Below are 19,806 nucleotides of genomic sequence, written 5' to 3'. Positions count from 1 at the left end.
GGGCCTTTCGGCGGGGACGGGTTTCCCTGGTCCGCCCGGCTTCGGCGCAACCCCCGCCGCGTTGCCGCGGTTACCGCCCCGTGGCTCAGCAGCCGCAGTCGTCCGCCGCGACGGGCGCGGTGAGCGTGTCGGTGTCCCGCCGGGTCAGGCCTTCCCAGGTCTCGTACTCGAAGCCCTCGCGGGCCCAGTACTCGAAACCGCCGAGCATCTCCTTGACCCGGAAGCCCAGCTCCGCGAGGGCGAGCGCCGCGCGGGTGGCGCCGTTGCAGCCCGGGCCCCAGCAGTAGGTGACGACCGGGACGGACCTGTCGAGCAACTGCTCGGCCTGCTCAGGGATCAGCGCGGTCGGCAGGTGGACCGCGCCGGGGACATGGCCCTGGTCCCAGGACTCGGTCGAGCGGGAGTCCAGCACGACGAATCCGGGCTCGCCGCCGGACGCGAGGGCGCCGGCGACATCGGAGACGTCGGCATGGAAGGCGAGGCTCGCCCCGAAGTAGGCGGCCGCGACGGCCGGGGAGGCGGGCGGGACACGGAGGACGGGGTTCCCACCCTGACTGCTCCGATGGCCCCCACTGCCCTGATCTGCGGAAATCTGCGTCGTGGTCATGACTGAAAATTTATGGCCGTTGATCGTTTCCAGGAAGTGGGATTCCACGGGACCTGACTTGATCCGCCGGTGATTCCCCTGTTGTCTCTCCGGCATGACCGGATATTCACCGGACGCCACCGACTGGCGCATCCTCCAGGCGCTCCAGGCCCAGGGCAGGGCAAGCTTCGCCGAGCTGGCGCGGGCCGTTTCGATGTCGGCGAGCGCCGTCACCGAGCGGGTGCGCCGGCTGGAGGACGTGGGGATCATCAAGGGCTACACGGCGGTCGTCGACCACGAGCGGCTCGGTCTGCCCATCCTGGCGTTCGTACGGCTGCGCTATCCGAACGGCAACTACAAACCGTTCCACGATCTGGTGGAGACGACACCCGAGATCCTCGAGGCGCACCATGTGACGGGCGACGACTGCTTCGTGATCAAGGTCGCCACGCGCTCCATGAGCCACCTCGAGGAGGTGTCGGGGAAGATCGGCACACTCGGGTCGGTCACCACCAGCGTCGTCTACTCCTCGCCGCTGCCACGCCGCGCCATCGGCCGCTGAACGGCGCGCCTCACGCGCCGCCCCCGCCCGTACGGTGCCGCACCGTCGACCCGTGCCGGTCCTTCACGACCTCCAGCTGGGTGGGGATACGGCGGCGGAGATCGGCGACATGGCTCACGATGCCGACGCTGCGGTCCCGTTCGCGCAGCGAGTCGAGCACGTCCAGCACCTCGTCGAGCGTCTGGTCGTCGAGACTGCCGAAGCCCTCGTCGATGAAGAGCGTGTCCAGCCGCACTCCCCCGGCCTCGTCGGTCACCACGTCGGCGAGGCCGAGCGCGAGGGCCAGCGACGCGAAGAACGTCTCTCCTCCGGAGAGCGTGGCGGTGTCGCGCTCGTTGCCGGTCCACGCGTCCACGACATGCAGTCCGAGACCGGCCCGCTTGCCACCGGTGCGGGCGTCGGAGTGGACGAGCGTGTAGCGGCCGGACGACATCCGCTCGAGCCGTACGGTGGCGGCTGCCGCGACCTGTTCGAGACGCGCGGCGAGGACGTAGGACTCCAGGCGCATCTTGCGCTCGTTGTCGGCGGAGGTGCCGGCGGTCAGCCCGGCGAGGCGGGCGACACGGTCGTACTCGTCGCGCAGCGGCCCGAGCCGGAGGACTTCCTGTGCCGTCTCGCGGGAGAGCCGGTCCAGCTCGGCACACCGTTCGCCGGCCGCTGCGAGCCGGGAGGCGGCGTCGCGCAGTCCCTGTTCGGCGGCCGCGGCGGCGGCCTGGGCGGCCTCGGGCTGCGCGGCGGGGCGCTCGGCCGCGAGGAGGGCGTCGGGCTCGGCGAGACGGTCGGCGACGGCGGCGGCCTCGGTGCGCCAGGCCTCGATCCGCCGCTGTATGTCCCGTTGTTCGGCGTCCGTGACGACGGCGTCCGCCGCGGCGTCCGGAGTGTCGAACCCTGCCTCGTACGCGACATCGGCAAGCCGGTCGTCGGCCTCCTTGAGCCGCTCCTCGGTGCCCTCCTGTGCCCGTAGGGCATCGGCGGCGGCCGCGAGCAGCCCGGCGCGACCCTCGAGGACCGCGGCGTGAGCGGCGACGCTTCCGGCCGCGCCGCGGGCACGTGCCAACTCGGCTGCCAGGGCCGTCTGTTCCTGGTCGAGGGTCTCGCGGCGTGAGGTGCGGGCGGCGATACGCCGCTCGGCCCGCTGCTGGGTGTCCACGCGCTCGCGGTGCTCCCGCTCGATCCGTTCGAGCGCTTCCTGGGCAGCGTGCATGCCGGACGCGGTGCGATGAGCCTGGGCGTACTCCCGCTCCAGTTCCTCGACGGCGGAGCTCAGTTCGTCGACGGTCGGGTCACCGGCCGTGTGCGCGCCGCTGTCCGCGGCCCCCGCCGCGGCGCGGCCGTTCGTCGCGCGCCCCTCGTCGTGCGTTCCCGCCGCAGCGTCCTGAGCCTCGACGGGGCCACTCGCTCCTGGTCCCCCGGCACCGCGTGGCGCCGGCACCCCGGTGCCGGGGTGCAACGGCCCGCCACGACCGCCGTCGTCCAGCAGCAGACGGGACACCGGCACGGCGTCCGCAGCACCGACCGCTTCGCGCCCCAGGCCCGTCCCCCCGGCGACCGGTCCCCGCCGCGAAGGTGCCGCCGCGTCGACGGCTCCCGGTGCAGCCCCCCGCGCGCGGGCCGCCGCGGCCGCACCTGCCTCACGTACCACGGCCAGATCTCGAGCGGCTGCCGCCTTCGCCTCCTCCGCTCGCACACCGGCGGTGTACGCCTCGTCCTCCGCCGCTCGGTCCACATGGCCCGAGCCCGCACGGGCGGGGGCAGGATGGTCGGCCGAGCCGCATACGGAGCACGGCTCGCCCGGCACCAGCGAGGACGCCAACTCCGCCGCGATTCCCCGCAGTCGCCGCTCCTTGAGGTCCAGCCACGCCGCCCTGGCCTCATTGGCCCCGTCGTGCAGGATGCGCAGCCGGTCCGCCGCCCGATCGGCGCGGACCGACAGCTCATCGCGTTCACGCGCGGCGTGCAGCCGGTCGCGGGCGGGGTCGAGGCGACCCGCGAGATGTTCGGCGCGGGTCGCGGCCTCCTGAGCCGCCGCGACGCGGTCCTGGTGGCGGCGTCGCAGGCCCTCCCAGCCGGCCAGCCATACGGACGCCTCCTGCAGGATGTCGTCGTCCGCCCGCGCCTGACGCTCCAGATCCGCCCGCTCACGGTCGATCTCCGCGCTGCGCTGCTCCGCCCGCCGGGCGGACGCCAGGCCGCCGAGCTCCTGGCGCAGCGCGCGCTCGCGATCCGTGAGGTGTCCGGCGCCCGCCTCGGCCAGCTCCTCGGGCAGCCCTGCCCGGGTCCGCTCGCGCTCCACGGCCGCCGCGCGGTGAGCGCGTTCGGCGTCATCGCGCAGCCGCAGCGCGGGTACGACGAGCTCCGCCTTGCGGGCCCGCTCCAGCCGTGCCACGAGCCCTTCGTGCTCACGGCGGCCTTCCTCGATCGTCTCCGCGCGCCGCCGGGCGTCCGCGTGCCGCTGCTGCAGCCGGTCCCGTTCACGCTCGTCGTCGAGACTACTCCGGGCCGCCGCCTGCCGGCTCTCCGCCGCTGCCAGGCCGCACTCGGCCGTGCCGAGCCACTCCCTCGCGTCCGCGCGGGCGATCGCCGCCCACTCCAGGACGCCCGCGGCAAGCCCCGGGTCACCGGGCTGCTGCGCGGGCAGCGGCCGGTCCCCCGCCACCGTGCCCGCGGCCTGGGCCATACGGTGGGCGAGCGCGAGCAGCCGCTCGTCACCGGCCTTCACCTGGTGCTCCGCGGCGCGCCGGCGTTCGGCGAGCCGTTCTTCGACCGCCGCGAAACGCCGCGTGTCGAAGAGCCGCCCGAGGAGTCTGCCGCGCGCTTCGGCGTCCGCCCGCAGGAAGCGTGCGAAGTCGCCTTGCGGAAGCAGCACGACCTGGCAGAACTGCTCCCGGCTCATCCCCACCAGCTGGGTGATCTCCTCGCCGATCTCCTGGTGGGACTTGCTCAGGGCCTGCCACTCGCCGCTCGCGGCGTCGTACTCGCTCAGCAGGCTCTGGGCCCGCTCGGTGACGAAGCCGGTGCCGCGCGCCTTCGGGCGGGGCTGTGCGGGGCGGCGCGTGAGCTCCAGCCGCCGTCCGCCGACAGTCAGTTCGAGGCACACCTCGGTGGGGGTGCCGACCGGGGCGTGGTCGCTGCGCAGCACGGCACCGGGGCTCTGCCGCGCGCCCGGCACTGCTCCGTACAGCGCGAAGCAGACCGCGTCGAGCACGGACGTCTTGCCGGCGCCGGTCGGTCCGTGGAGCAGGAAGATCCCGGCGCCGGCCAGGGCGTCGAAGTCGACTTCCTGGGTGGCGCCGAACGGTCCGAAAGCGGTGACGGTCAGTCGGTGCAGCCTCACCCGGCCACCTCGCGCACGCCCGCCTCGACCCGTACGTCGTCGAAGGCGCCCCGCAGTACGGTGCGCTCGTGGTCGTCGGGCCCGGTACCGCCGCGCACATGCGCCACGAAGTCCTCCGCGATCTGGTGGTCGCTGCGGCCGCGCAGCCGCTGTGCGTAGGAAGCGAGGGTGTCCTGGTCCACGCGCTCCGGTTCGAACACGAGGCTGAGGGTGTGCGGGAATCGTTCGGCCATGCGCGCCATGGGCTCGGCCGGACGCAGCGCGTCGGTGAGGGTCGCCTCGACGAACGACTCCTCGTGGCGGGCGAGCGCCGGGTCGGCCAGGAGGTCCTCCAGCGTGCCGCGCAGCCGGGCGAGCGGCCGGGGCCGCGGGCAGTCGACGCGCTCGGCGGTCAGACCGCCCCCGGCATCGAGGTCCACCAGCCACATGGTCTTGCGGTGACGGGTCTCGGAGAAGGAGTAGGCAAGGGGTGAACCGGAGTAGCGCACACGCTCGGTGATGGTCTGGCAGCCGTGCAGATGCCCCAGGGCCACATAGTCGACGCCGTGGAAGACCTCTGCGGGCACGGCGGCGACCCCGCCGACCGTGATGTCCCGTTCGCTGTCGCTCTCCTCCCCGCCCGCCACGAAAGCATGGGCCAGCACGACGGACCGGGTGCCCGCAGGCCGGTCGGCCAGGTCCTCCCGTACGCGCCGCATCGCCGCGGCCAGCACCGTCTCGTGCCGGGCCTTGTCCGCCTTGAACTCGTCCTTGACCAGGGCCGGTTCCAGATACGGCAGCCCGTAGAAGGCGACCTCGCCGTCGGCATCGGCCAGCACCACGGGTGTGGCGCAGCCCGCCGGGTCGGTGCGCAGATGGATGCCCGCCCGCTCGATGAGTCCGGCGGCCACGCCGAGCCGGCGCGCCGAATCGTGGTTCCCGGAGATCATCACCGTGGGCACGTCCGCTGCCGCAAGCCGGTGCAGCGCCTCGTCGAACAGCTCCACGGCGGCGAGCGGCGGCACCGCTCGGTCGTACACGTCTCCTGCGACCAGCACTGCGTCCACGTCACGCTCGCGTACCGTCGCCACCACATGGTCGAGGAACGCGGCCTGGGCGTCGAGCATGCTCACCCGGTGGAACGACCGCCCCAGGTGCCAGTCCGACGTATGCAGGAATCTCATGATCCAGGAGCGTATCGGCGTGGTCCGACATCGCGGGTGGCTTCGCCGATCCCCGCCCCATACGTCCGCACCGCATGCACCCCCGCCTCAAGCACCCCCGCCTCACACACCTGGACGCCGGGCATCGTCGCGTCAGGCATCGTCGCGTCAGGCATCTCCGTAGGCCTCGCCGCCGAGCTCGAGTCCCGCTGTCCCGGCCGTGACATCGGCCAGCCAGGCGCGGAAGGCGTCCACGTCGGAATCGGGCAGGCCGATCTCGATGGCCACCGCGTCGGCATACCGCACCTCGCGCACCTGCCGCCCGGTCGCCCGCAGGTCGTTCTCGAGTTTCCCGGCCCGCTGGTGATCGACAGTCACAGTGGCGAGCCGGTAGCGCTGCCGGGTGAGAGTGCCGAGCACGTCCAGAGCCTCGCCGACCGCTCCCCCGTACGCCCGGATCAACCCGCCCGCACCGAGCTTCACTCCGCCGTAGTACCGGGTGACGACAGCTACGACATAACGGATTTCACGCCTCATGAGCATCTGCAGCATCGGCACCCCCGCCGTGCCACCGGGCTCGCCGTCGTCACTCGCCTTCTGCACGGCGGCATCCGCTCCGATGACGTACGCGAAGCAGTTGTGCGTGGCGGTCGGATGCTCCTTGCGGATGCGCGCGATGAACTCCTGCGCCTCCTGCTCGGTGGCGGCGGGGGCGAGCGCGCAGATGAAGCGCGATCGGTTGATCTCGGTCTCGTGGACGCCCTCGCCGGCGACCGTGCGGTACTGCTCCTGCATACGGCCACCCTATGCGGCGCCCGGAGGGGAATTCTCCGCCAGGTCGGCCCGTTCCTCCTGGCATGTACGCAGACGCAGAGACGCTCCGCAGGATCCTGACGACCGGCGGGGACACCTGGGCCGTGGTGGGCCTGTCCAACAACGAGTCGCGGGCGGCATACGGCGTGGCCGATGTGCTCCAGCGCTACGGCAAGCGCATCGTGCCGGTGCATCCGAAAGCCGAGACCGTGCACGGTGAGAAGGGGTACGCGAAACTCGCCGACGTCCCCTTCGACGTCGACGTGGTGGATGTCTTCGTGAACTCCGGCCTCGCCGGGGAGGTCGCCGACGAGGCAGTCTCGATCGGCGCGAAGGCGGTCTGGTTCCAGCTGGGCGTGATCGACGTGGAGGCCTACGACCGGACGCGCGCGGCCGGTCTCGACATGGTCATGGACCGCTGCCCCGCGATCGAGATCCCGCGCCTCGGCTGACGCGCCACCCGGAGCAGAGCCCCGGGACCACAGTCTTGGGACCAGAGTCTTGGGACCACAGCCTCGGGATCGGACGCCGAGGCCCGGGGTCAGACGCCGAGGCCCTCGACGGCCACCGCGCCCGGCAGTCCGGCGAACGCCTTGCCGGGCACGATCAACTTGCCGCGCCTGCGGCCGCTGCCGATGAGCACCCATTCCGTGTCCACCACCGCGGAGTCCACCAGCAGCGGCCAGTCGGCAGGCAGCCCGATCGGGGTGATGCCGCCGTACTCCATGCGACTCTCGCCCGTCGCGACGTCCACGGCCGCGAACGACGCCTTCCGGACGCCGAGTTGCCGGCGTACGGCGCCGTTGACGTCGACGCGCGTGTGCGACATGACCAGGCAGGCGGCGAGCGTCGTCTCCCCTCCGCGCTTCCCCGCGACGATCACGCAGTTGGCGGACTGCTCGAGCAGTTCCCTGCCGTAGTGCTCCACGAACGCCGCCGTGTCGGCGATCTCCGGGTCGGTGTCGACGTAGATCAGCTGCTCGGCGGGGACGTCCGCGTTCCAGGCGCGCACCGCGTCGGCGACAGGGGCGGTGAGTTCGTCGAGGCAGTCGGGAGCGGGCCCGGCATGCTCGAAGTTTCCGATGGGTGCGCGCATGAGACGCACGCTAACAGCCCGCCCCGCCCCGGCGTCGGGATGCCTCAGCGCACGGGCGGCACCGAGACGGCCATCGTCATCTCGGCCGCCTCCTCGCCGTCGTTGCGGTACGCGTGCGGGACATTGGCCTCGAAGGTGGCCGAGGTTCCCGCGGGCACGGTATAGGACTCCCCGTCGACGACGAGGGTCAGCGCACCGGCGGTGACATGCAGCAGCTCGGTGGTGCCGTCCGGGTGCGGGTCGGAGGCACTCTGGTCGCCTGGCATCAGTCGCCAGGCCCACATCTCCAGCGGCCCGCCGCTCTCGCTGCCGATCAGCAGGGTGGTGTAGCTGCCGTTGGAGGTGGACCACATCCGCACGGCCTGGTCCGGCGGAACGATGCGGACCTGGGCGCCCTGCTCGTAGTCGAGGAGGGTGGTGATGCTGACACCGAGGGCGTCGGCGAGCTTCACCGTGGTGCCGACGCTCGGGTTGGTGCGCGCCTGCTCGATCTGGATGATCATGCCCCGGCTGACGCCCGAGCGGGCGGCAAGGGCGTCCAGCGTGAACTTCCTCTCGCCGCGCCAGTGCTTGAGATTGCGTGCGAGCGACTGCGTGAGCTGGTCGAGGTCCGACACGTTCCGTCCAATATTTTCAATGGCAGAGTTCAATACATTGCACTATCGTGTGGTGCACCGCATCGTTCACTGCACTGTACTGCGAGGCCCCCCATGACCGCACTGTTCGCCCTGGCCACCAGCCTGCTCTGGGGACTGGCCGACTTCGGGGGCGGACTGCTGACGCGGCGCACGCCGGCGCTCACCGTGGTCGTCGTCTCACAGTCGATCGCCGTGCTGGTGCTCGGCACGATCGTCGTGGCCACCGGCGGATTCGCCGAGGCCGGCCCGAAGCTCTGGTACGCCGTGGCGGCGGGCGTGGTCGGCCCGGTTGCGATGCTCTGCTTCTACAAGGCGCTCGCGCTCGGCCCGATGGGTGTCGTCTCACCGCTCGGCTCGCTCGGCGTCGCCGTACCGGTCGGCATCGGACTGGTCCTCGGTGAACGGCCGGGGCTGCTGCAGTTCGCCGGTATCGCGGTGGCCGTCATGGGCATCGTGCTCGCGGGTGGCCCGGAGCTCCGCGGCGCACCCGTACAGCGGCAGGCGATCATCATGACCCTGGTGGCCGCTTTCGGGTTCGGCGCCGTACTGGCTCTGATCGCCGAGGCCTCGTCCACCGTCACCGGCCTGTTCCTCGCGCTGTTCGTGCAGCGCGTCACCAATGTCACCGTCGGCGGCGCGGCGTTGTACGTCTCGGTGAGGCGCGGCGCTCGGGCGCTGCCCGAGGGGGGCGGCCTGCGGATGCTCCTGACCGCGCTTCCCGCGCTCGCGTTCGTCGGCCTGGCCGATGTCGCGGCGAACGGCACCTACTCCGTCGCCGCACAGACCGGACCGGTCACGGTCGCCGCCGTGCTGGCCAACCTCTACCCGGTGGTCACGGTCCTCGCGGCACTCGTGGTGCTCAAGGAGCGGCTGCGCACGGTCCAGGCTGCCGGTGCCGGACTGGCACTGGTCGGCACCGTACTGCTGGCCACGGGATAGTTCAGCTCTCCTCGAGCTCGGCGAGCGCCACCAGCTGCGCAGGGGTGACACCCGCCGGGATCGGCCGGGGCGTCGGCGTACGCAGCGGCGGCTGCCAGCCGCGTTCCTCGTCCCAGCTGCGCACCACGCGAGCGGGCGCGCCGGCGACCACCGAGTGGTCGGGGACCTCTCCCCGTACGACCGCGCCCGCGGCGACCACCACATTGCGGCCCAGCCGCGCGCCGGGCAGGATCACCGCGCCGGTACCCAGCCAGCAGCCCGGACCGATCTCGACGGGATCGGTGCGCGGCCATTGACGGCCGACGGGCTCGTGCGGGTCGTCGTAACTGTGGTTGGTCGAGGTGATGTAGACGTACGGCCCGCAGTACGTGTTGGAGCCGATGGTCACGCGAGTGTCCGCGATGACATGGCTGCCGCGCCCGAGGACCACCCCGTCGCCCAGCGTCAGGATCGGGTCGGGGCCGAGGTCCAGGCCCGGCATCATCCCGGCCGTCAGGGTCACCTGCTCGGCGATGATGCAGTGGTCGCCGAGCTCGATCCAGGCTTCGCCGAAAACGGTGCCCTGCGGAAAGGCGAGCCGGGTGCCGGGGCCGAGGCGGCGGAACCGCAGCCGCCCGGGATGCTCGGCAGTGATGGCGCCCGCCTCCTGCACGACGCGCCAGCCACGGTGGACGGCACGCGCGAGAACGCGCCGACCCCAGGCGGCAGGCGACGAGAACGTGTTTCTGTTCTTGGGCACCCGCACACGGTAGTCGCCGCCGGCCGGCCGGCCCGGCGCCGCATGCTGTGATCTTCACCCCACCGGCCCCACCCGCGGACGGGTCGCCTACGGTGCTCGTACGCACGACCGGAGATCACCAGGGAGAAGGCATGGCGGAGCGGGCATTGATCGCAGGCGTGGGCAGCCGGGAGCCGAAGGTCGACCCGGGGGCGTTCACCGCTCCGACGTCCGTGGTGGTGGGCGATGTGACGCTGGCCGCCGGGTCGAGCGTCTGGTACCAGACGGTGCTGCGCGCCGACTGCGGTCCGATCGTGATCGGACCGGACAGCAATGTCCAGGACAACTGCACGGTGCACTCCGACCCTGGTTTCCCGGTCACGGTCGGCGCGCGGGTCTCGGTCGGTCACAACGCCGTCCTGCACGGCTGCACCGTCGAGGACGACGTACTCGTCGGCATGGGCGCCACCGTCCTCAACGGCGCGCACATCGGTGCCGGTTCACTGATCGCGGCGCAGGCGCTGGTGCCCCAGGGCATGCAGGTGCCCCCCGGCTCGCTGGTCGCGGGCGTGCCCGCGAAGGTCAGGCGGGAGCTGAGCGACGAGGAGCTGGAGGGCATCAGGCTGAACGCCGCGGTGTACGTGGACCTGGCCCGGGAGCACAGCTTCGTGCAGGGGGACTGAGGCGCGGGCAGACCGGGCGCAGGGGGACCGGACGGCCGTCAGTCGGCGGCCACGGTCTCCCGCTCGGCCGCCACCGGCTGCTCGGTGGGCGTCTGCGCGGCCGCCTTCTTGGCCCGGTTCTTCAGAACCAGCATGGAGGTGACGCCGATCGCCACCGCGAGGACCAGGCCCAGCCAGGAGAACCGCTTGAGCCATGCCTCGGCGACGATGCCGAGGGAGTAGATGACGGCCGTGGTGCCGCCGGCCCACAGGATGCCGCCGAATACGTTGGCGATGGCGAACTTCCAGTACGGCATCCGCAACACGCCCGCGAGCGGTCCGGCGAAGATCCGCAGCAGGGCGACGAAACGGCCGAAGAACACGGCCCACATGCCCCACTTCTCGAACGAACGCTCCGCCATGGCGATCTGCGCGTCGCCGAAGTGCTTGGGGAACTTACCGCCGAGCCAGGCCAGCAGGGGCCGGCCGCCCTTCCGGCCGATGGCGTAGCCGATCGAGTCGCCGATGATCGCGCCCGCCGAGGCACACGCGCCCAGAATGTAGGGGTTGATCTCACCGTGCTGGGAGGCGAGCAGCGCCGAGCTGACGAGGACGATCTCGCCGGGCAGCGGAATGCCGAGGCTCTCGAGCCCGATCACCACGCCCACCAGCAGGTAGACGCTGACCGCTGGGATGTTCTCGAGCCACTCCTGGACGTGCAAGGCCGGTTCCTCCCGAAGATCGCGTGGGCCACGGCCCGGTGTGCACCCCCGTCGGCACACGACGGGCAGCCTACCTGGTCGCACCGGCAGACGGCCGGTGCGCCGACGGCGGCACCGGCCGTCCGGGGGTGCGGGCCACGGGCCCGCACCGGCACGCCCGGGACACGGGTCACGGCCTCTGCCGGGCCGCCCGTGATGCACGCAAGGGCCGCCCCGTCACCTCGGGGGTGTCGGGGCGGCCCGGTCCGTGTGCGCGGGCGTCAGGCGTTGGGGCGCAGCGTCCACACGATGGTCATTTCGCCGGTCACCGCGCCGTCCTCACGCTGGATGGCGATGTTCACCGAGAACTCGGGGCGCTCTCCGGCGTCCAGCTCCTTGACGACGTCCGCGATCGGGCGGCCGAGCGTGGCGGTGGCGGTGACGACGCCCATGGCCAGCTTCTTGTAGCCGATCTCGGCCTTGACGGCGAGCGGTACGGCGCGCGAGAGCTGGTCGCCGAAGGCGGCGAGGACGATCGCCCCGCTCGCGGACTCGGCGAGGGTGAACATCGCTCCGGCGTGCGGTCCGCCGACATGGTTGTGGAAGTCGGCCTGGTCCGGCATGCGGACGACCGCACGCTCGGCGGTCGTCTCCAGGAACTCGAGGTTGAGGGTCCGGGCCATGGGCACGGTGGCAGCGAGCATCTCGCCGACGGACATCTGATCAGCGCTCATGCCGATATGTTACCCATGAGTAGCACTCAGGGGAATCCCTGTTCGGGGGTGGACGTGGAACGAGTCGGGGCGCACCTCTATGGTTACTCGCCATGTGGCCAGGAGAGCAGCCGCCCGGGGGCGAGCAGAACCCGCAGGACCAGAACCCGTACCAGCAGCAGGGGTACCAACAGCCCAATCCGTACCAGCAGCCGGGATACCAGCAGCCCAACCCGTATCAGCAGCCGGGATACCAGCAGCCGACCGCGCCGCAGTACGCCGTGCCGGGGCAGATGCCCGGAGCGCCCCAGCCGCCGCAGAACGAGCGCAGGAAGACGACGGTCGTCGCCATCGTCGCCGCAACGGCCGTGGTCGCCACCGCCGTTGTCACCGGTGTCATCGTCCTGAAGGACGACGGCAAGGGCACATCGGCCAAGGGCGGCGGTCAGCGGGCCGTGTCCACGTCGCCCTCGTCGAGCGGGGCCCCCAAGCCGGGCACGTCGCCGACCGCCAACCCGCGGGGCGGTGACGACGAGAAGCCGACGATCGAGGGCTGGAAAGTCGTCACCAATCCCAAGCACGGGACGCAGTTCGACGTTCCGGCCGACTGGGAGGTCGCGGGGTCCGGCGTGAGCGTCGGCTTCGACGACGAGAAGAAGAACGACGGGACGCCGGCCGCCATCATGGGGGCCCCGGCGGAGTACAAGAGCAAGTGGTGCACGCTCGACACCGACAAGGACGGCCGCAAGGAGGAGTGGGACCTGGCCACGACGGGCACGAAGGGTGCCTCCGGAGCCAAGGACACCGCCGAGGCCGCTCGGGGAACGGCGTACCAGTGGGCGTGGGCGGCGTACGCCCAGACCGAGGAGGACAAGGTGAAGGTCTCCCCGGCCAAGGAGTACACCACCAAGTCCGGCCTCCAGGGCAGTGTCGCCACGGCCACGGCGAAGGGCGTCAAGAAGACGAACAAGTGCGAGACGGACGGCAAGGCGATCGCGTTCGGGTTCAAGAACGAGAAGGGCGACTTCAAGAGCTGGGTGCTCTACGCCAATGCCGGCATCCCGGACGAGGTCCCCGACGAGACCATCCAGAAGATCCTCAGCACGGTACGCGTCGTCGCCGAGACGGGCTGAGCCGGTCCGAGTCGTTGCTCACGGCCCGCGGTGACGGAACACGATTGGCTGTCCGTCACCGCGGGCCGTCGGGCGGTCTCACCCCACGCTGAACGCCCCGTCCGGCGGCTCCGGCGAGGCCACCGCGTCCTCGTCCTCGACCGCTGCCGCGTCACCGATCAGCCGCACCAGCGCACGGCCGTGCTCGACGCGCGCCGGGAAGGCGTCGGCGGCCGTACGGCGAGCCAGGGCAGAGGTGTCGAGCGGAGCCTGCGAGGCGAGCAGCACGGCATTGCCGAACCGCCTGCCCCGCAGCACCGACGGTTCCGCGATCAGTGCCAGCTCGGCGAAGACCTCGGCGAAGGTGGCCAGTTGGGAGCGGAGGAAGGTGAACGGCGCACCGTCCGCGAGATTGGCCGCATAGATGCCCGCCGGCCGCAGCACCCGCTCCGCGGCGCGCGCATAGGCCAGCGATGTGAGGTGGGCGGGGACGCGCGAGCCGCCGAACACGTCGGCGATCAGCACGTCCGCCGAGTCCGCCGGCGCGGCCTGCGTCCAGGCCCGCGCGTCCGCCGCGTGGACGCTGATCCCCGCGTCCACGGGGAGTGGCAGCTCCTCGGTGACGAGCGCCATCAGACCGCGGTCCACCTCGACCACCTCCTGCCGCGAACCCGGACGTGTGGCCGCGACATAGCGCGGCAGGGTCAGCGCACCGCCCCCGAGATGCAGCACATCGAGCGGGGCGCCCTCCTCGGCCGCGACGTCGAGGACATGGGCGAGCCTGCGCGTGTACTCGAACTCGAGATGCGTGGGCTCGTCCAGGTCGACGTACGACTGCGGGGCGCCGTCGACGGTCAGCAGCCAGGCCCGTTCCCGGTCCACGTCGGGCATGAGCTTGGCGGTGCCGCCGTCGACGGCCCGCAGGACGGGGATCTGCTCGTTCACCCGTCCCATTCTGCCTGCCGGCCCGGCCTCAGAGCAGGGCGGTGACCGTCCCCGCCCCGACCGTGCGCCCGCCCTCGCGGACGGCGAAACCGAGACCCGGCTCCAGCGGTACGTCACGGCCGAGTTCGACGGTCAGCGTGACCGTGTCACCGGGCCGTGCCACCACCGCCGCGCCGAGATCGATGTCACCGACGACGTCCGCGGTGCGGATGTAGAACTGCGGCCGGTAGCCGGTGGAGACCGGAGTCGTCCGACCACCCTCCCGCGCCGAGAGCACATACACCTGCGCCGTGAAGCGCCGACTGGGCACCACACTGCCGGGGGCCGCCACCACATGCCCGCGGCGTACCGCGTCACGCGGCATCCCGCGCAGCAGCAGTGCCACGTTGTCCCCGGCCTCGGCGGACTCCATGGGCTTGCCGAACGTCTCCAGCCCGGTGACGACGGTCGTCTGAGGACCGCCGTCCGCGCCGAGCACCTCCACCCGGTCGCCGACCCGCACGATGCCCCGCTCGACGGCGCCGGTGACGACCGTGCCGCGACCGGTGATGGTGAGCACGTTCTCCACCGGCAGCAGGAAGGGGGCCTGCGTGTACCTGACCGGCATCGGCACATAGGTGTCGACGGCGTCGAGCAGCGCCTCGATCGCCGCGGTCCAGCGCGGGTCGCCCTCCAGCGCCCTGAGCCCCGACACCCTCACCACGGGTGCGGCGTCGCCGCCGTACCCGTGGGCGGTGAGCAGCTCGCGGACCTCGAGCTCGACCAGGTCGGTGAGCTCGTCGTCGCCGGCGTCGGCCTTGTTCAGGGCGACGACGATGTGGTCGACGCCCACCTGGCGGGCGAGCAGGACATGCTCGGCGGTCTGCGGCATGACGCCGTCGAGCGCGGAGACGACGAGGATCGCTCCGTCGAGCTGGGCCGCGCCCGTGACCATGTTCTTGACGTAGTCGGCGTGACCCGGCATGTCCACGTGGGCGTAGTGACGCGTCTCGGTCTCGTACTCGACATGCGCGATGTTGATGGTGATGCCCCGCGCGGCCTCCTCCGGCGCCCGGTCGATGCGGTCGAAGGAGACGTACGAGGTGCCGCTGCCGGCTCGCTCGCTGAGGACTTTGGTGATGGCGGCGGTCAGGGTGGTCTTGCCGTGGTCGACATGGCCCATGGTGCCGATGTTCAGGTGCGGCTTGGTGCGCACGTATGCCGTCTTGGGCATGGCTGGGACGGTTCCTTCCCGGAACTCGAAGCGTGAGGTGGACCCCTGGGCCGTGCCGACCCTCCCCCTGCGGGGTCCGCCGGACGATCCGGGAAGGGTCAGCTTCGGGCGCCGCCGAAGGGCGCTGCGGCGACGGCGGCCGCGGCATCGGATGCTGCGGCGACGCATGCTGCGGCAAGGGCTGCCACAGCAGCGCCTGTCGCGGCCGTGGCGGGGAAAGCGGCAGCCTTCGGCGCGTCCGCGACTGCGGACGGCGCTGCGGGGAAGGCGTACCGGAACATGCCGCCCAGCTTCGCTTACGGCCCTGCCGCCGTCGAATGGTTTTCCCGGTACGGGAGTTCAGGCGGTCGCACCGGTCACAGGTTCTTGAGCGCTTCCCGGACCGAGAGCGGGGAGAGCCGGTCCCGCGCGCCCTCGACGAACTCCCGTACCGCGTCCGGGTCGGTCTTCCCGTACTCGCGCAGAGCCCAGCCGATCGCTTTGCGGATGAAGAAGTCGGGATGTCCGGCGCGGCGCAGGCAGTAGCCGAAGAGCCGTTCCGCGTCGGTCGTCCCCCTGCGGCGCAACTGGTGCAGGAGCGCCGTCCTCGCGACCCACAGGTTCTCGTCGTCGATCCAGGCGTCCATCTCGGCCGTCAGCGTGGAGTCCGCCGCCACCAGCGGGCCGACGACATGCGCGGCAAGGAGGTCGACGGTGTCCCACCAGGGCACCGTTTCGACGAGATGGCGGGTCACGGGCAGAAAGCCGGACGAGCAGCGGCCGACATGACGGCGCAGATAGTCGGCCGCGAAGTAGTGGTACTCGCGCTCCGGCAGTTCCCAGCAGCGCAGGGCGATCGCGGCGCAGTCCGCCTCGGCGGGCCGCCCGGTGCCGTCGAGGACCGTACGGGACAGGGCACGGCGCTCGGGGGTCGGGATGCCGAGGAAGGGGGCGACGTCTTTCATGTACGCGGCGGCCTGCGCGGCCCTGGCCGCGTCCGCCCCGGTGGGGTACACGGCGGTGAGCCGGTCCATGACGGTGTCGGCGAGATCGCTGCGCGGGACGGCATACGTCATAGGGCTCACATTACGGCGATCACATCTGCCCTTCGGTTAGTCTCCCCGGATGCTCGACCCCGTCCCCAGGCCGGCATCCGGTCTCGCCCTGCGCTGCTCCAGGGCACTGCTGTCACCGTGGTCCCGCCTGTCCCTTCTCGTTGCGGTGCTGGCCGCCGCGGCGGTGACGGTGCTGATGTACGAGCCGCAGCGTCTGCTCTCGGGAGGCTGGCCGCCCCAGTTGAGCGGTCCGGCGGCGGTGGTGCTGTTCGGCGTGGGTTACGGCGTGTGCACGGCGGCCTTCGTGCCGCGGCCGCTGCTGAACCTGGCGGCGGGCGCGTTGTTCGGCTCGCAGGCCGGCCTGGTCGCGGCGCTGGCGGGGACCGTACTGGGAGCCGGTATCGCCTTCACGCTGGGCAGGGTGCTGGGGCAGGAGGCCCTGCGGCCGCTGCTGCGGGGGCGCTGGCTGAAGGCGGCAGACGGGCAGCTGAGCCGCCACGGCTTCCGTTCGATGCTGGCCGTCCGGCTGTTCCCGGGCATCCCGTTCGCCGCGGCCAACTACTGCGCCGCGGTGTCGCGCATGGGTTACCTGCCCTTCCTGCTCGCGACGGCCATCGGTTCCGTCCCCAACACCGCGGCCTACGTCATGGCCGGCAGCAGCGCCGCTTCCCCGACATCGCCGGTCTTCCTCGCCTCGATGGGCTTCATCGCGCTGTCCGCCGCCGGCGCGGCCGTCGTCGCGTGGCGCAAACGCCACTGTCTCGGCAAGCCCTGACGCCGGCGCCGGATCCTGTAGGACCTACGGAAAAGCGGGTTGTCAACAACCCGCACGAATGCCGGACAGCCGTTGACGCTACGCTGCCACGCGACGGCCGCATGATCGCGGCCCGCACCCGTACGTTCCGACCTGACCAGCGCTTGGATGGCTTTGCTTCATGTCGTGGTTCGAATCATTCATCCTCGGGCTCGTCCAGGGGCTGACGGAGTTCCTGCCCATCTCGTCGAGTGCGCATCTGCGCCTCACGGCGGCCTTCGCAGGCTGGCAGGACCCGGGCGCGGCCTTCACCGCGATCACGCAGATCGGCACGGAGACGGCCGTGCTGATCTACTTCCGCAAGGACATCGCCAGGATCCTCTCGGCGTGGTTCCGCTCGCTGACCGACAAGGAGATGCGCAGGGACCACGACGCGCAGATGGGCTGGCTGGTGATTGTCGGCTCGATCCCGATCGGCGTGCTCGGCGTCACGCTCAAGGATCAGATCGAGGGCCCCTTCCGCGATCTGCGGCTGATCGCCACGACGCTGATCGTCATGGGCATCGTGCTCGGCATCGCGGACCGGCTGGCCGCGCGTGACGAGGACGGCGGCAAGCACCGCGCGGTCCGGGAGCGCAAGACCCTCCAGGAGCTGACGGTCCGGGACGGCCTGATCTACGGCCTCTGCCAGGCGATGGCGCTGATCCCCGGAGTGTCGCGGTCGGGCGCGACGATCAGCGGCGGTCTGCTGATGGGCTACACCCGCGAGGCGGCGGCGCGTTACTCGTTCCTGCTCGCCATCCCCGCCGTACTGGCCTCCGGGCTCTTCGAGCTCAAGGACGCGGGCGAGGGAGGCCATGTGTCGTGGGGGCCGACCATCTTCGCGACGATCATCGCCTTCGGCGTCGGCTACGCGGTGATCGCCTGGTTCATGAAATACATCACTACGAAGAGCTTCATGCCGTTCGTGATCTACCGCGTACTCCTCGGTATCGCACTGTTCGTGCTGGTCGGCACCGACGTACTGAGCCCGCACGCGGGTGAGTCGGGTCACTGACCCCCGCCCGGCGGCGGCCGGGCGGTGGAGACCACTGTCGGTGCGAGCCCGTAGCCTTGAGTCATGTCCGCCTCTCCCAGCGAGTCCCCTTCTTCCGCTTCCTCCGCGTTGTCCGCCGCCGAGCTGAACGCCCGGATCCGTGAGCTGTGGGCCGACGGCGAGCTGCCCGAGGACCGGCGGCCGGAGTACGAGGCGCTGGTGGTGGAGTGGGCCGCTGCGGCACGCGAGGACGTACAGCCCGCGGCGTGACCGCGGATCCCGCCGGGGCCGCTGTCCGCGGCCCGGGTTCCGGCTGCGATCTCCGCCGCGCCCGTGCACCCTGGGTGCATGGCCTGGCAGGCGCCGATCGTGGTGCATCCGCCGTCTCCCGGAGGCGGGCGGCGCGTCGCGGTGCGCGGTGAGATCGTCGGGCTGGCCCGCAGCGACACGGATCTCGTGGAGTTCCTGCGCCGGGCAGGGCTCGAGGACGCCGACATGATCCTCGACGATCCGCACCTGGTGGAGTGGCGCGGCGGCGGCGCCCACCAGGGGTACGCCGCCTGAACCCTCCCCGGCCCGCGTACTCCATGGCCCGGCCCGCTTCGGCGCTCGGCTAGCCTGAGTGCACGATGAACCGTTTGACCACGTCTTGGGGCGCGTTCGACCTCGCCCGATTCCCCGAGGACCCTCGCGACACGCTCCGCGCCTGGGACGCCGCCGACGAGTATCTGCTGCGGCATCTGCACGGCATCGACGGCGCCCCACCGGTGGACCTGTCCGGTGCCGTGGTCGTCGTCGGCGACCGGTGGGGCGCGCTGGCGACCGCGCTCGCCGCGCACCGTCCGGCCGGGTCCGAGCACCCCGTCGTACAGATCACGGACTCCTACCTCGGCCAGGAGGCGACCCGCACCAATCTCACGCGGGCCGGCGTCACGGCGGACCGGGCACGGCTGCTGTCGGCCAGGGACACGCCTCCCGGACGCGTCGACGTCCTTCTCGTACGGGTACCGAAGAGTCTGGCGCTGCTCGAGGACCAGCTGCACCGGCTCGCGCCCGCCGTCCACGAGAACACCGTCGTCGTCGGCACGGGCATGGTCAGCGAGATCCACACCTCGACGCTGAAGCTCTTCGAGAGCGTCATCGGTCCGACGCGGACGTCGCTGGCCGCGAAGAAGGCCCGGCTCATCTTCTGCTCACCGGACATGGGACTCACCCGTGTGCCCAGCCCCTGGCCGCTGACGTACGCGCTGCCCGCCGACGTCGGCACGCTCGCGGGCCGCACGGTCACCAACCACGCCGGCATCTTCTGCGCGGAGCGCCTCGACATCGGCACCCGCTTCTTCCTGCGCAGCCTGCCGCGGCGCCGGGGCCACGACCAGGTTGTCGATCTGGGGTGCGGCAACGGCGTGATCGGTACGGCGGCGGCGGTGGCCAACCCCGAGGCCGAGGTGACCTTCGTCGACGAGTCGTTCTCCGCGGTGGCTTCGGCACGGGCCACGTTCGGCGACAACGCCCCGGCCGGCGCCACGGCACGGTTCGTGGTCGGCGACGGCATGTCCGCGCTGCCGGACGGATCGGCAGATCTTGTGCTCAACAACCCGCCGTTCCACTCCCACCGGGCGACGACCGACACAACTGCCCGGCGGATGTTCGCCGATGCCCGCCGGGTGCTGCGTCCCGGTGGTGAGCTGTGGGTCATCGGAAACCGCCACCTCGGCTACCACGTGCGGCTGCGGCGGCTCTTCGGGAACTGCGAAGTGGTCGCCAGTGACCCCAAGTTCGTCGTGCTGCGGGCGGTCAGAGGCTGA

Annotated in this window: 22 protein-coding genes; 10 read left to right on the top strand and 12 right to left on the bottom strand. The window is 71.6% G+C overall.

Going from position 1 to position 19,806, the window contains the following annotated elements; all coding sequences use genetic code 11:
* Positions 1-85 precede the first annotated feature (85 nt).
* The gene (locus ABZ208_RS26395) at positions 86-607 is read right to left on the bottom strand and encodes a rhodanese-like domain-containing protein (protein WP_356911944.1); all 522 of its coding nucleotides are present in this window, start codon (positions 605-607) and stop codon (positions 86-88) included.
* Positions 608-701: 94 nt separating this feature from the next.
* On the opposite strand from ABZ208_RS26395, the gene ABZ208_RS26390 reads away from it, so the two are divergent.
* Complete coding sequence (locus tag ABZ208_RS26390; RefSeq protein ID WP_356911943.1) at positions 702-1,148, top strand: Lrp/AsnC family transcriptional regulator; 447 nt, start codon at positions 702-704, stop codon at positions 1,146-1,148.
* A gap of 10 nt (positions 1,149-1,158) precedes the next feature.
* Here ABZ208_RS26390 and ABZ208_RS26385 read toward each other — a convergent pair whose 3' ends face one another.
* The 3 genes from ABZ208_RS26385 to ABZ208_RS26375 all read right to left on the bottom strand — a co-directional run bounded on the left by ABZ208_RS26385 (position 1,159) and on the right by ABZ208_RS26375 (position 6,419).
* A complete protein-coding gene (locus ABZ208_RS26385; RefSeq protein WP_356911942.1) occupies positions 1,159-4,482 on the bottom strand; it encodes an SMC family ATPase in 3,324 nt (1,107 codons plus the stop codon).
* Positions 4,479-5,645: an exonuclease SbcCD subunit D gene (locus ABZ208_RS26380; protein ID WP_356911941.1), complete on the bottom strand. Its 1,167-nt coding sequence runs from the start codon at positions 5,643-5,645 to the stop codon at positions 4,479-4,481. The genes ABZ208_RS26385 and ABZ208_RS26380 overlap by 4 nt, the downstream gene beginning before the upstream one ends.
* Before the next feature lie 147 nt (positions 5,646-5,792).
* Positions 5,793-6,419 carry a YigZ family protein gene (locus ABZ208_RS26375; protein WP_356911940.1) on the bottom strand — a complete coding sequence of 209 codons (627 nt, stop codon included), beginning with the start codon at positions 6,417-6,419 and terminating at the stop codon, positions 5,793-5,795.
* A 62-nt stretch (positions 6,420-6,481) separates the two neighbouring features.
* Here ABZ208_RS26375 and ABZ208_RS26370 point away from each other — a divergent pair, with 62 nt between their 5' ends.
* Positions 6,482-6,889: a CoA-binding protein gene (locus ABZ208_RS26370; protein ID WP_356911939.1), complete on the top strand. Its 408-nt coding sequence runs from the start codon at positions 6,482-6,484 to the stop codon at positions 6,887-6,889.
* An 89-nt stretch (positions 6,890-6,978) separates the two neighbouring features.
* Here ABZ208_RS26370 and ABZ208_RS26365 read toward each other — a convergent pair whose 3' ends face one another.
* Together ABZ208_RS26365 and ABZ208_RS26360 are read right to left on the bottom strand one after the other, a co-directional pair.
* Positions 6,979-7,533, bottom strand: a complete 555-nt coding sequence (locus ABZ208_RS26365) for a YbaK/EbsC family protein (RefSeq protein WP_356911938.1) — start codon at positions 7,531-7,533, stop codon at positions 6,979-6,981.
* Positions 7,534-7,577: 44 nt separating this feature from the next.
* Complete coding sequence (locus tag ABZ208_RS26360) at positions 7,578-8,150, bottom strand: XRE family transcriptional regulator (RefSeq protein ID WP_356911937.1); 573 nt, start codon at positions 8,148-8,150, stop codon at positions 7,578-7,580.
* A 93-nt stretch (positions 8,151-8,243) separates the two neighbouring features.
* On the opposite strand from ABZ208_RS26360, the gene ABZ208_RS26355 reads away from it, so the two are divergent.
* Entirely contained in the window at positions 8,244-9,110 is an 867-nt protein-coding gene (locus ABZ208_RS26355; RefSeq protein ID WP_356911936.1) for an EamA family transporter, read from the top strand.
* Between the two features lies 1 nt (position 9,111).
* On the opposite strand, the gene ABZ208_RS26350 is transcribed toward ABZ208_RS26355, so the two are convergent.
* Complete coding sequence (locus ABZ208_RS26350) at positions 9,112-9,849, bottom strand: acyltransferase (protein ID WP_356911935.1); 738 nt, start codon at positions 9,847-9,849, stop codon at positions 9,112-9,114.
* Positions 9,850-9,980: 131 nt separating this feature from the next.
* Between ABZ208_RS26350 and ABZ208_RS26345 the strand changes: the two genes are divergently transcribed.
* The gene (locus tag ABZ208_RS26345; protein WP_356911934.1) at positions 9,981-10,511 is read left to right on the top strand and encodes a gamma carbonic anhydrase family protein; all 531 of its coding nucleotides are present in this window, start codon (positions 9,981-9,983) and stop codon (positions 10,509-10,511) included.
* Between the two features lie 38 nt (positions 10,512-10,549).
* Here ABZ208_RS26345 and ABZ208_RS26340 read toward each other — a convergent pair whose 3' ends face one another.
* Both ABZ208_RS26340 and ABZ208_RS26335 read right to left on the bottom strand, forming a co-directional pair.
* On the bottom strand, positions 10,550-11,212 hold the full coding sequence (locus tag ABZ208_RS26340; protein WP_356911933.1) for a DedA family protein: 663 nt from the start codon (positions 11,210-11,212) through the stop codon (positions 10,550-10,552).
* 260 nt (positions 11,213-11,472) lie between these two features.
* Complete coding sequence (locus tag ABZ208_RS26335) at positions 11,473-11,910, bottom strand: DUF4442 domain-containing protein (RefSeq protein ID WP_356911976.1); 438 nt, start codon at positions 11,908-11,910, stop codon at positions 11,473-11,475.
* Positions 11,911-12,017: 107 nt separating this feature from the next.
* On the opposite strand from ABZ208_RS26335, the gene ABZ208_RS26330 reads away from it, so the two are divergent.
* Positions 12,018-13,037 (top strand): hypothetical protein, encoded by a 1,020-nt coding sequence (locus tag ABZ208_RS26330; protein WP_356911932.1) that lies wholly within the window; start codon positions 12,018-12,020, stop codon positions 13,035-13,037.
* A 78-nt stretch (positions 13,038-13,115) separates the two neighbouring features.
* Here the strand turns inward: ABZ208_RS26330 and ABZ208_RS26325 are convergent, their stop codons facing one another.
* From ABZ208_RS26325 to ABZ208_RS26315, 3 genes are all read right to left on the bottom strand, one after another.
* On the bottom strand, positions 13,116-13,961 hold the full coding sequence (locus ABZ208_RS26325; RefSeq protein WP_356911931.1) for a fused MFS/spermidine synthase: 846 nt from the start codon (positions 13,959-13,961) through the stop codon (positions 13,116-13,118).
* Positions 13,962-13,989: 28 nt separating this feature from the next.
* Positions 13,990-15,174 (bottom strand): elongation factor Tu, encoded by a 1,185-nt coding sequence (gene tuf, locus ABZ208_RS26320; RefSeq protein WP_356911930.1) that lies wholly within the window; start codon positions 15,172-15,174, stop codon positions 13,990-13,992.
* A 356-nt stretch (positions 15,175-15,530) separates the two neighbouring features.
* Positions 15,531-16,229, bottom strand: a complete 699-nt coding sequence (locus ABZ208_RS26315) for a DNA alkylation repair protein (RefSeq protein WP_356911929.1) — start codon at positions 16,227-16,229, stop codon at positions 15,531-15,533.
* Between the two features lie 49 nt (positions 16,230-16,278).
* On the opposite strand from ABZ208_RS26315, the gene ABZ208_RS26310 reads away from it, so the two are divergent.
* The 5 genes from ABZ208_RS26310 to ABZ208_RS26290 all read left to right on the top strand — a co-directional run bounded on the left by ABZ208_RS26310 (position 16,279) and on the right by ABZ208_RS26290 (position 19,806).
* Positions 16,279-16,983, top strand: a complete 705-nt coding sequence (locus ABZ208_RS26310; RefSeq protein WP_356911928.1) for a TVP38/TMEM64 family protein — start codon at positions 16,279-16,281, stop codon at positions 16,981-16,983.
* A gap of 160 nt (positions 16,984-17,143) precedes the next feature.
* On the top strand, positions 17,144-18,019 hold the full coding sequence (locus ABZ208_RS26305; RefSeq protein ID WP_356911927.1) for an undecaprenyl-diphosphate phosphatase: 876 nt from the start codon (positions 17,144-17,146) through the stop codon (positions 18,017-18,019).
* Positions 18,020-18,082: 63 nt separating this feature from the next.
* Entirely contained in the window at positions 18,083-18,268 is a 186-nt protein-coding gene (locus ABZ208_RS26300) for a hypothetical protein (RefSeq protein WP_356911926.1), read from the top strand.
* Between the two features lie 78 nt (positions 18,269-18,346).
* On the top strand, positions 18,347-18,562 hold the full coding sequence (locus ABZ208_RS26295; protein ID WP_328403126.1) for a hypothetical protein: 216 nt from the start codon (positions 18,347-18,349) through the stop codon (positions 18,560-18,562).
* A gap of 65 nt (positions 18,563-18,627) precedes the next feature.
* Positions 18,628-19,806 (top strand): methyltransferase, encoded by a 1,179-nt coding sequence (locus tag ABZ208_RS26290; RefSeq protein WP_356911925.1) that lies wholly within the window; start codon positions 18,628-18,630, stop codon positions 19,804-19,806.

The organism is Streptomyces sp. NPDC006208 (genome assembly GCF_040613775.1).
Taxonomy (GTDB): Bacteria; Actinomycetota; Actinomycetes; order Streptomycetales; family Streptomycetaceae; genus Streptomyces.
Note: the sequence above shows the minus strand (reverse complement) of the source record. Positions and strands in the feature narration are given on the sequence as shown.

What these genes read in the sequence shown, in the direction of transcription:
- ABZ208_RS26395 (WP_356911944.1), bottom strand. Translation starts at nt 607, where the DNA reads ATGACCACGACGCAGATTTCCGCAGATCAGGGCAGTGGGGGCCATCGG.
- ABZ208_RS26390 (WP_356911943.1), top strand. Translation starts at nt 702, where the DNA reads ATGACCGGATATTCACCGGACGCCACCGACTGGCGCATCCTCCAGGCG.
- ABZ208_RS26380 (WP_356911941.1), bottom strand. Translation starts at nt 5,645, where the DNA reads ATGAGATTCCTGCATACGTCGGACTGGCACCTGGGGCGGTCGTTCCAC.
- ABZ208_RS26375 (WP_356911940.1), bottom strand. Translation starts at nt 6,419, where the DNA reads ATGCAGGAGCAGTACCGCACGGTCGCCGGCGAGGGCGTCCACGAGACC.
- ABZ208_RS26370 (WP_356911939.1), top strand. Translation starts at nt 6,482, where the DNA reads ATGTACGCAGACGCAGAGACGCTCCGCAGGATCCTGACGACCGGCGGG.
- ABZ208_RS26365 (WP_356911938.1), bottom strand. Translation starts at nt 7,533, where the DNA reads ATGCGCGCACCCATCGGAAACTTCGAGCATGCCGGGCCCGCTCCCGAC.
- ABZ208_RS26355 (WP_356911936.1), top strand. Translation starts at nt 8,244, where the DNA reads ATGACCGCACTGTTCGCCCTGGCCACCAGCCTGCTCTGGGGACTGGCC.
- ABZ208_RS26345 (WP_356911934.1), top strand. Translation starts at nt 9,981, where the DNA reads ATGGCGGAGCGGGCATTGATCGCAGGCGTGGGCAGCCGGGAGCCGAAG.
- ABZ208_RS26335 (WP_356911976.1), bottom strand. Translation starts at nt 11,910, where the DNA reads ATGTCCGTCGGCGAGATGCTCGCTGCCACCGTGCCCATGGCCCGGACC.
- ABZ208_RS26330 (WP_356911932.1), top strand. Translation starts at nt 12,018, where the DNA reads ATGTGGCCAGGAGAGCAGCCGCCCGGGGGCGAGCAGAACCCGCAGGAC.
- tuf (WP_356911930.1), bottom strand. Translation starts at nt 15,174, where the DNA reads ATGCCCAAGACGGCATACGTGCGCACCAAGCCGCACCTGAACATCGGC.
- ABZ208_RS26315 (WP_356911929.1), bottom strand. Translation starts at nt 16,229, where the DNA reads ATGACGTATGCCGTCCCGCGCAGCGATCTCGCCGACACCGTCATGGAC.
- ABZ208_RS26310 (WP_356911928.1), top strand. Translation starts at nt 16,279, where the DNA reads ATGCTCGACCCCGTCCCCAGGCCGGCATCCGGTCTCGCCCTGCGCTGC.
- ABZ208_RS26305 (WP_356911927.1), top strand. Translation starts at nt 17,144, where the DNA reads ATGTCGTGGTTCGAATCATTCATCCTCGGGCTCGTCCAGGGGCTGACG.
- ABZ208_RS26300 (WP_356911926.1), top strand. Translation starts at nt 18,083, where the DNA reads ATGTCCGCCTCTCCCAGCGAGTCCCCTTCTTCCGCTTCCTCCGCGTTG.
- ABZ208_RS26295 (WP_328403126.1), top strand. Translation starts at nt 18,347, where the DNA reads ATGGCCTGGCAGGCGCCGATCGTGGTGCATCCGCCGTCTCCCGGAGGC.
- ABZ208_RS26290 (WP_356911925.1), top strand. Translation starts at nt 18,628, where the DNA reads ATGAACCGTTTGACCACGTCTTGGGGCGCGTTCGACCTCGCCCGATTC.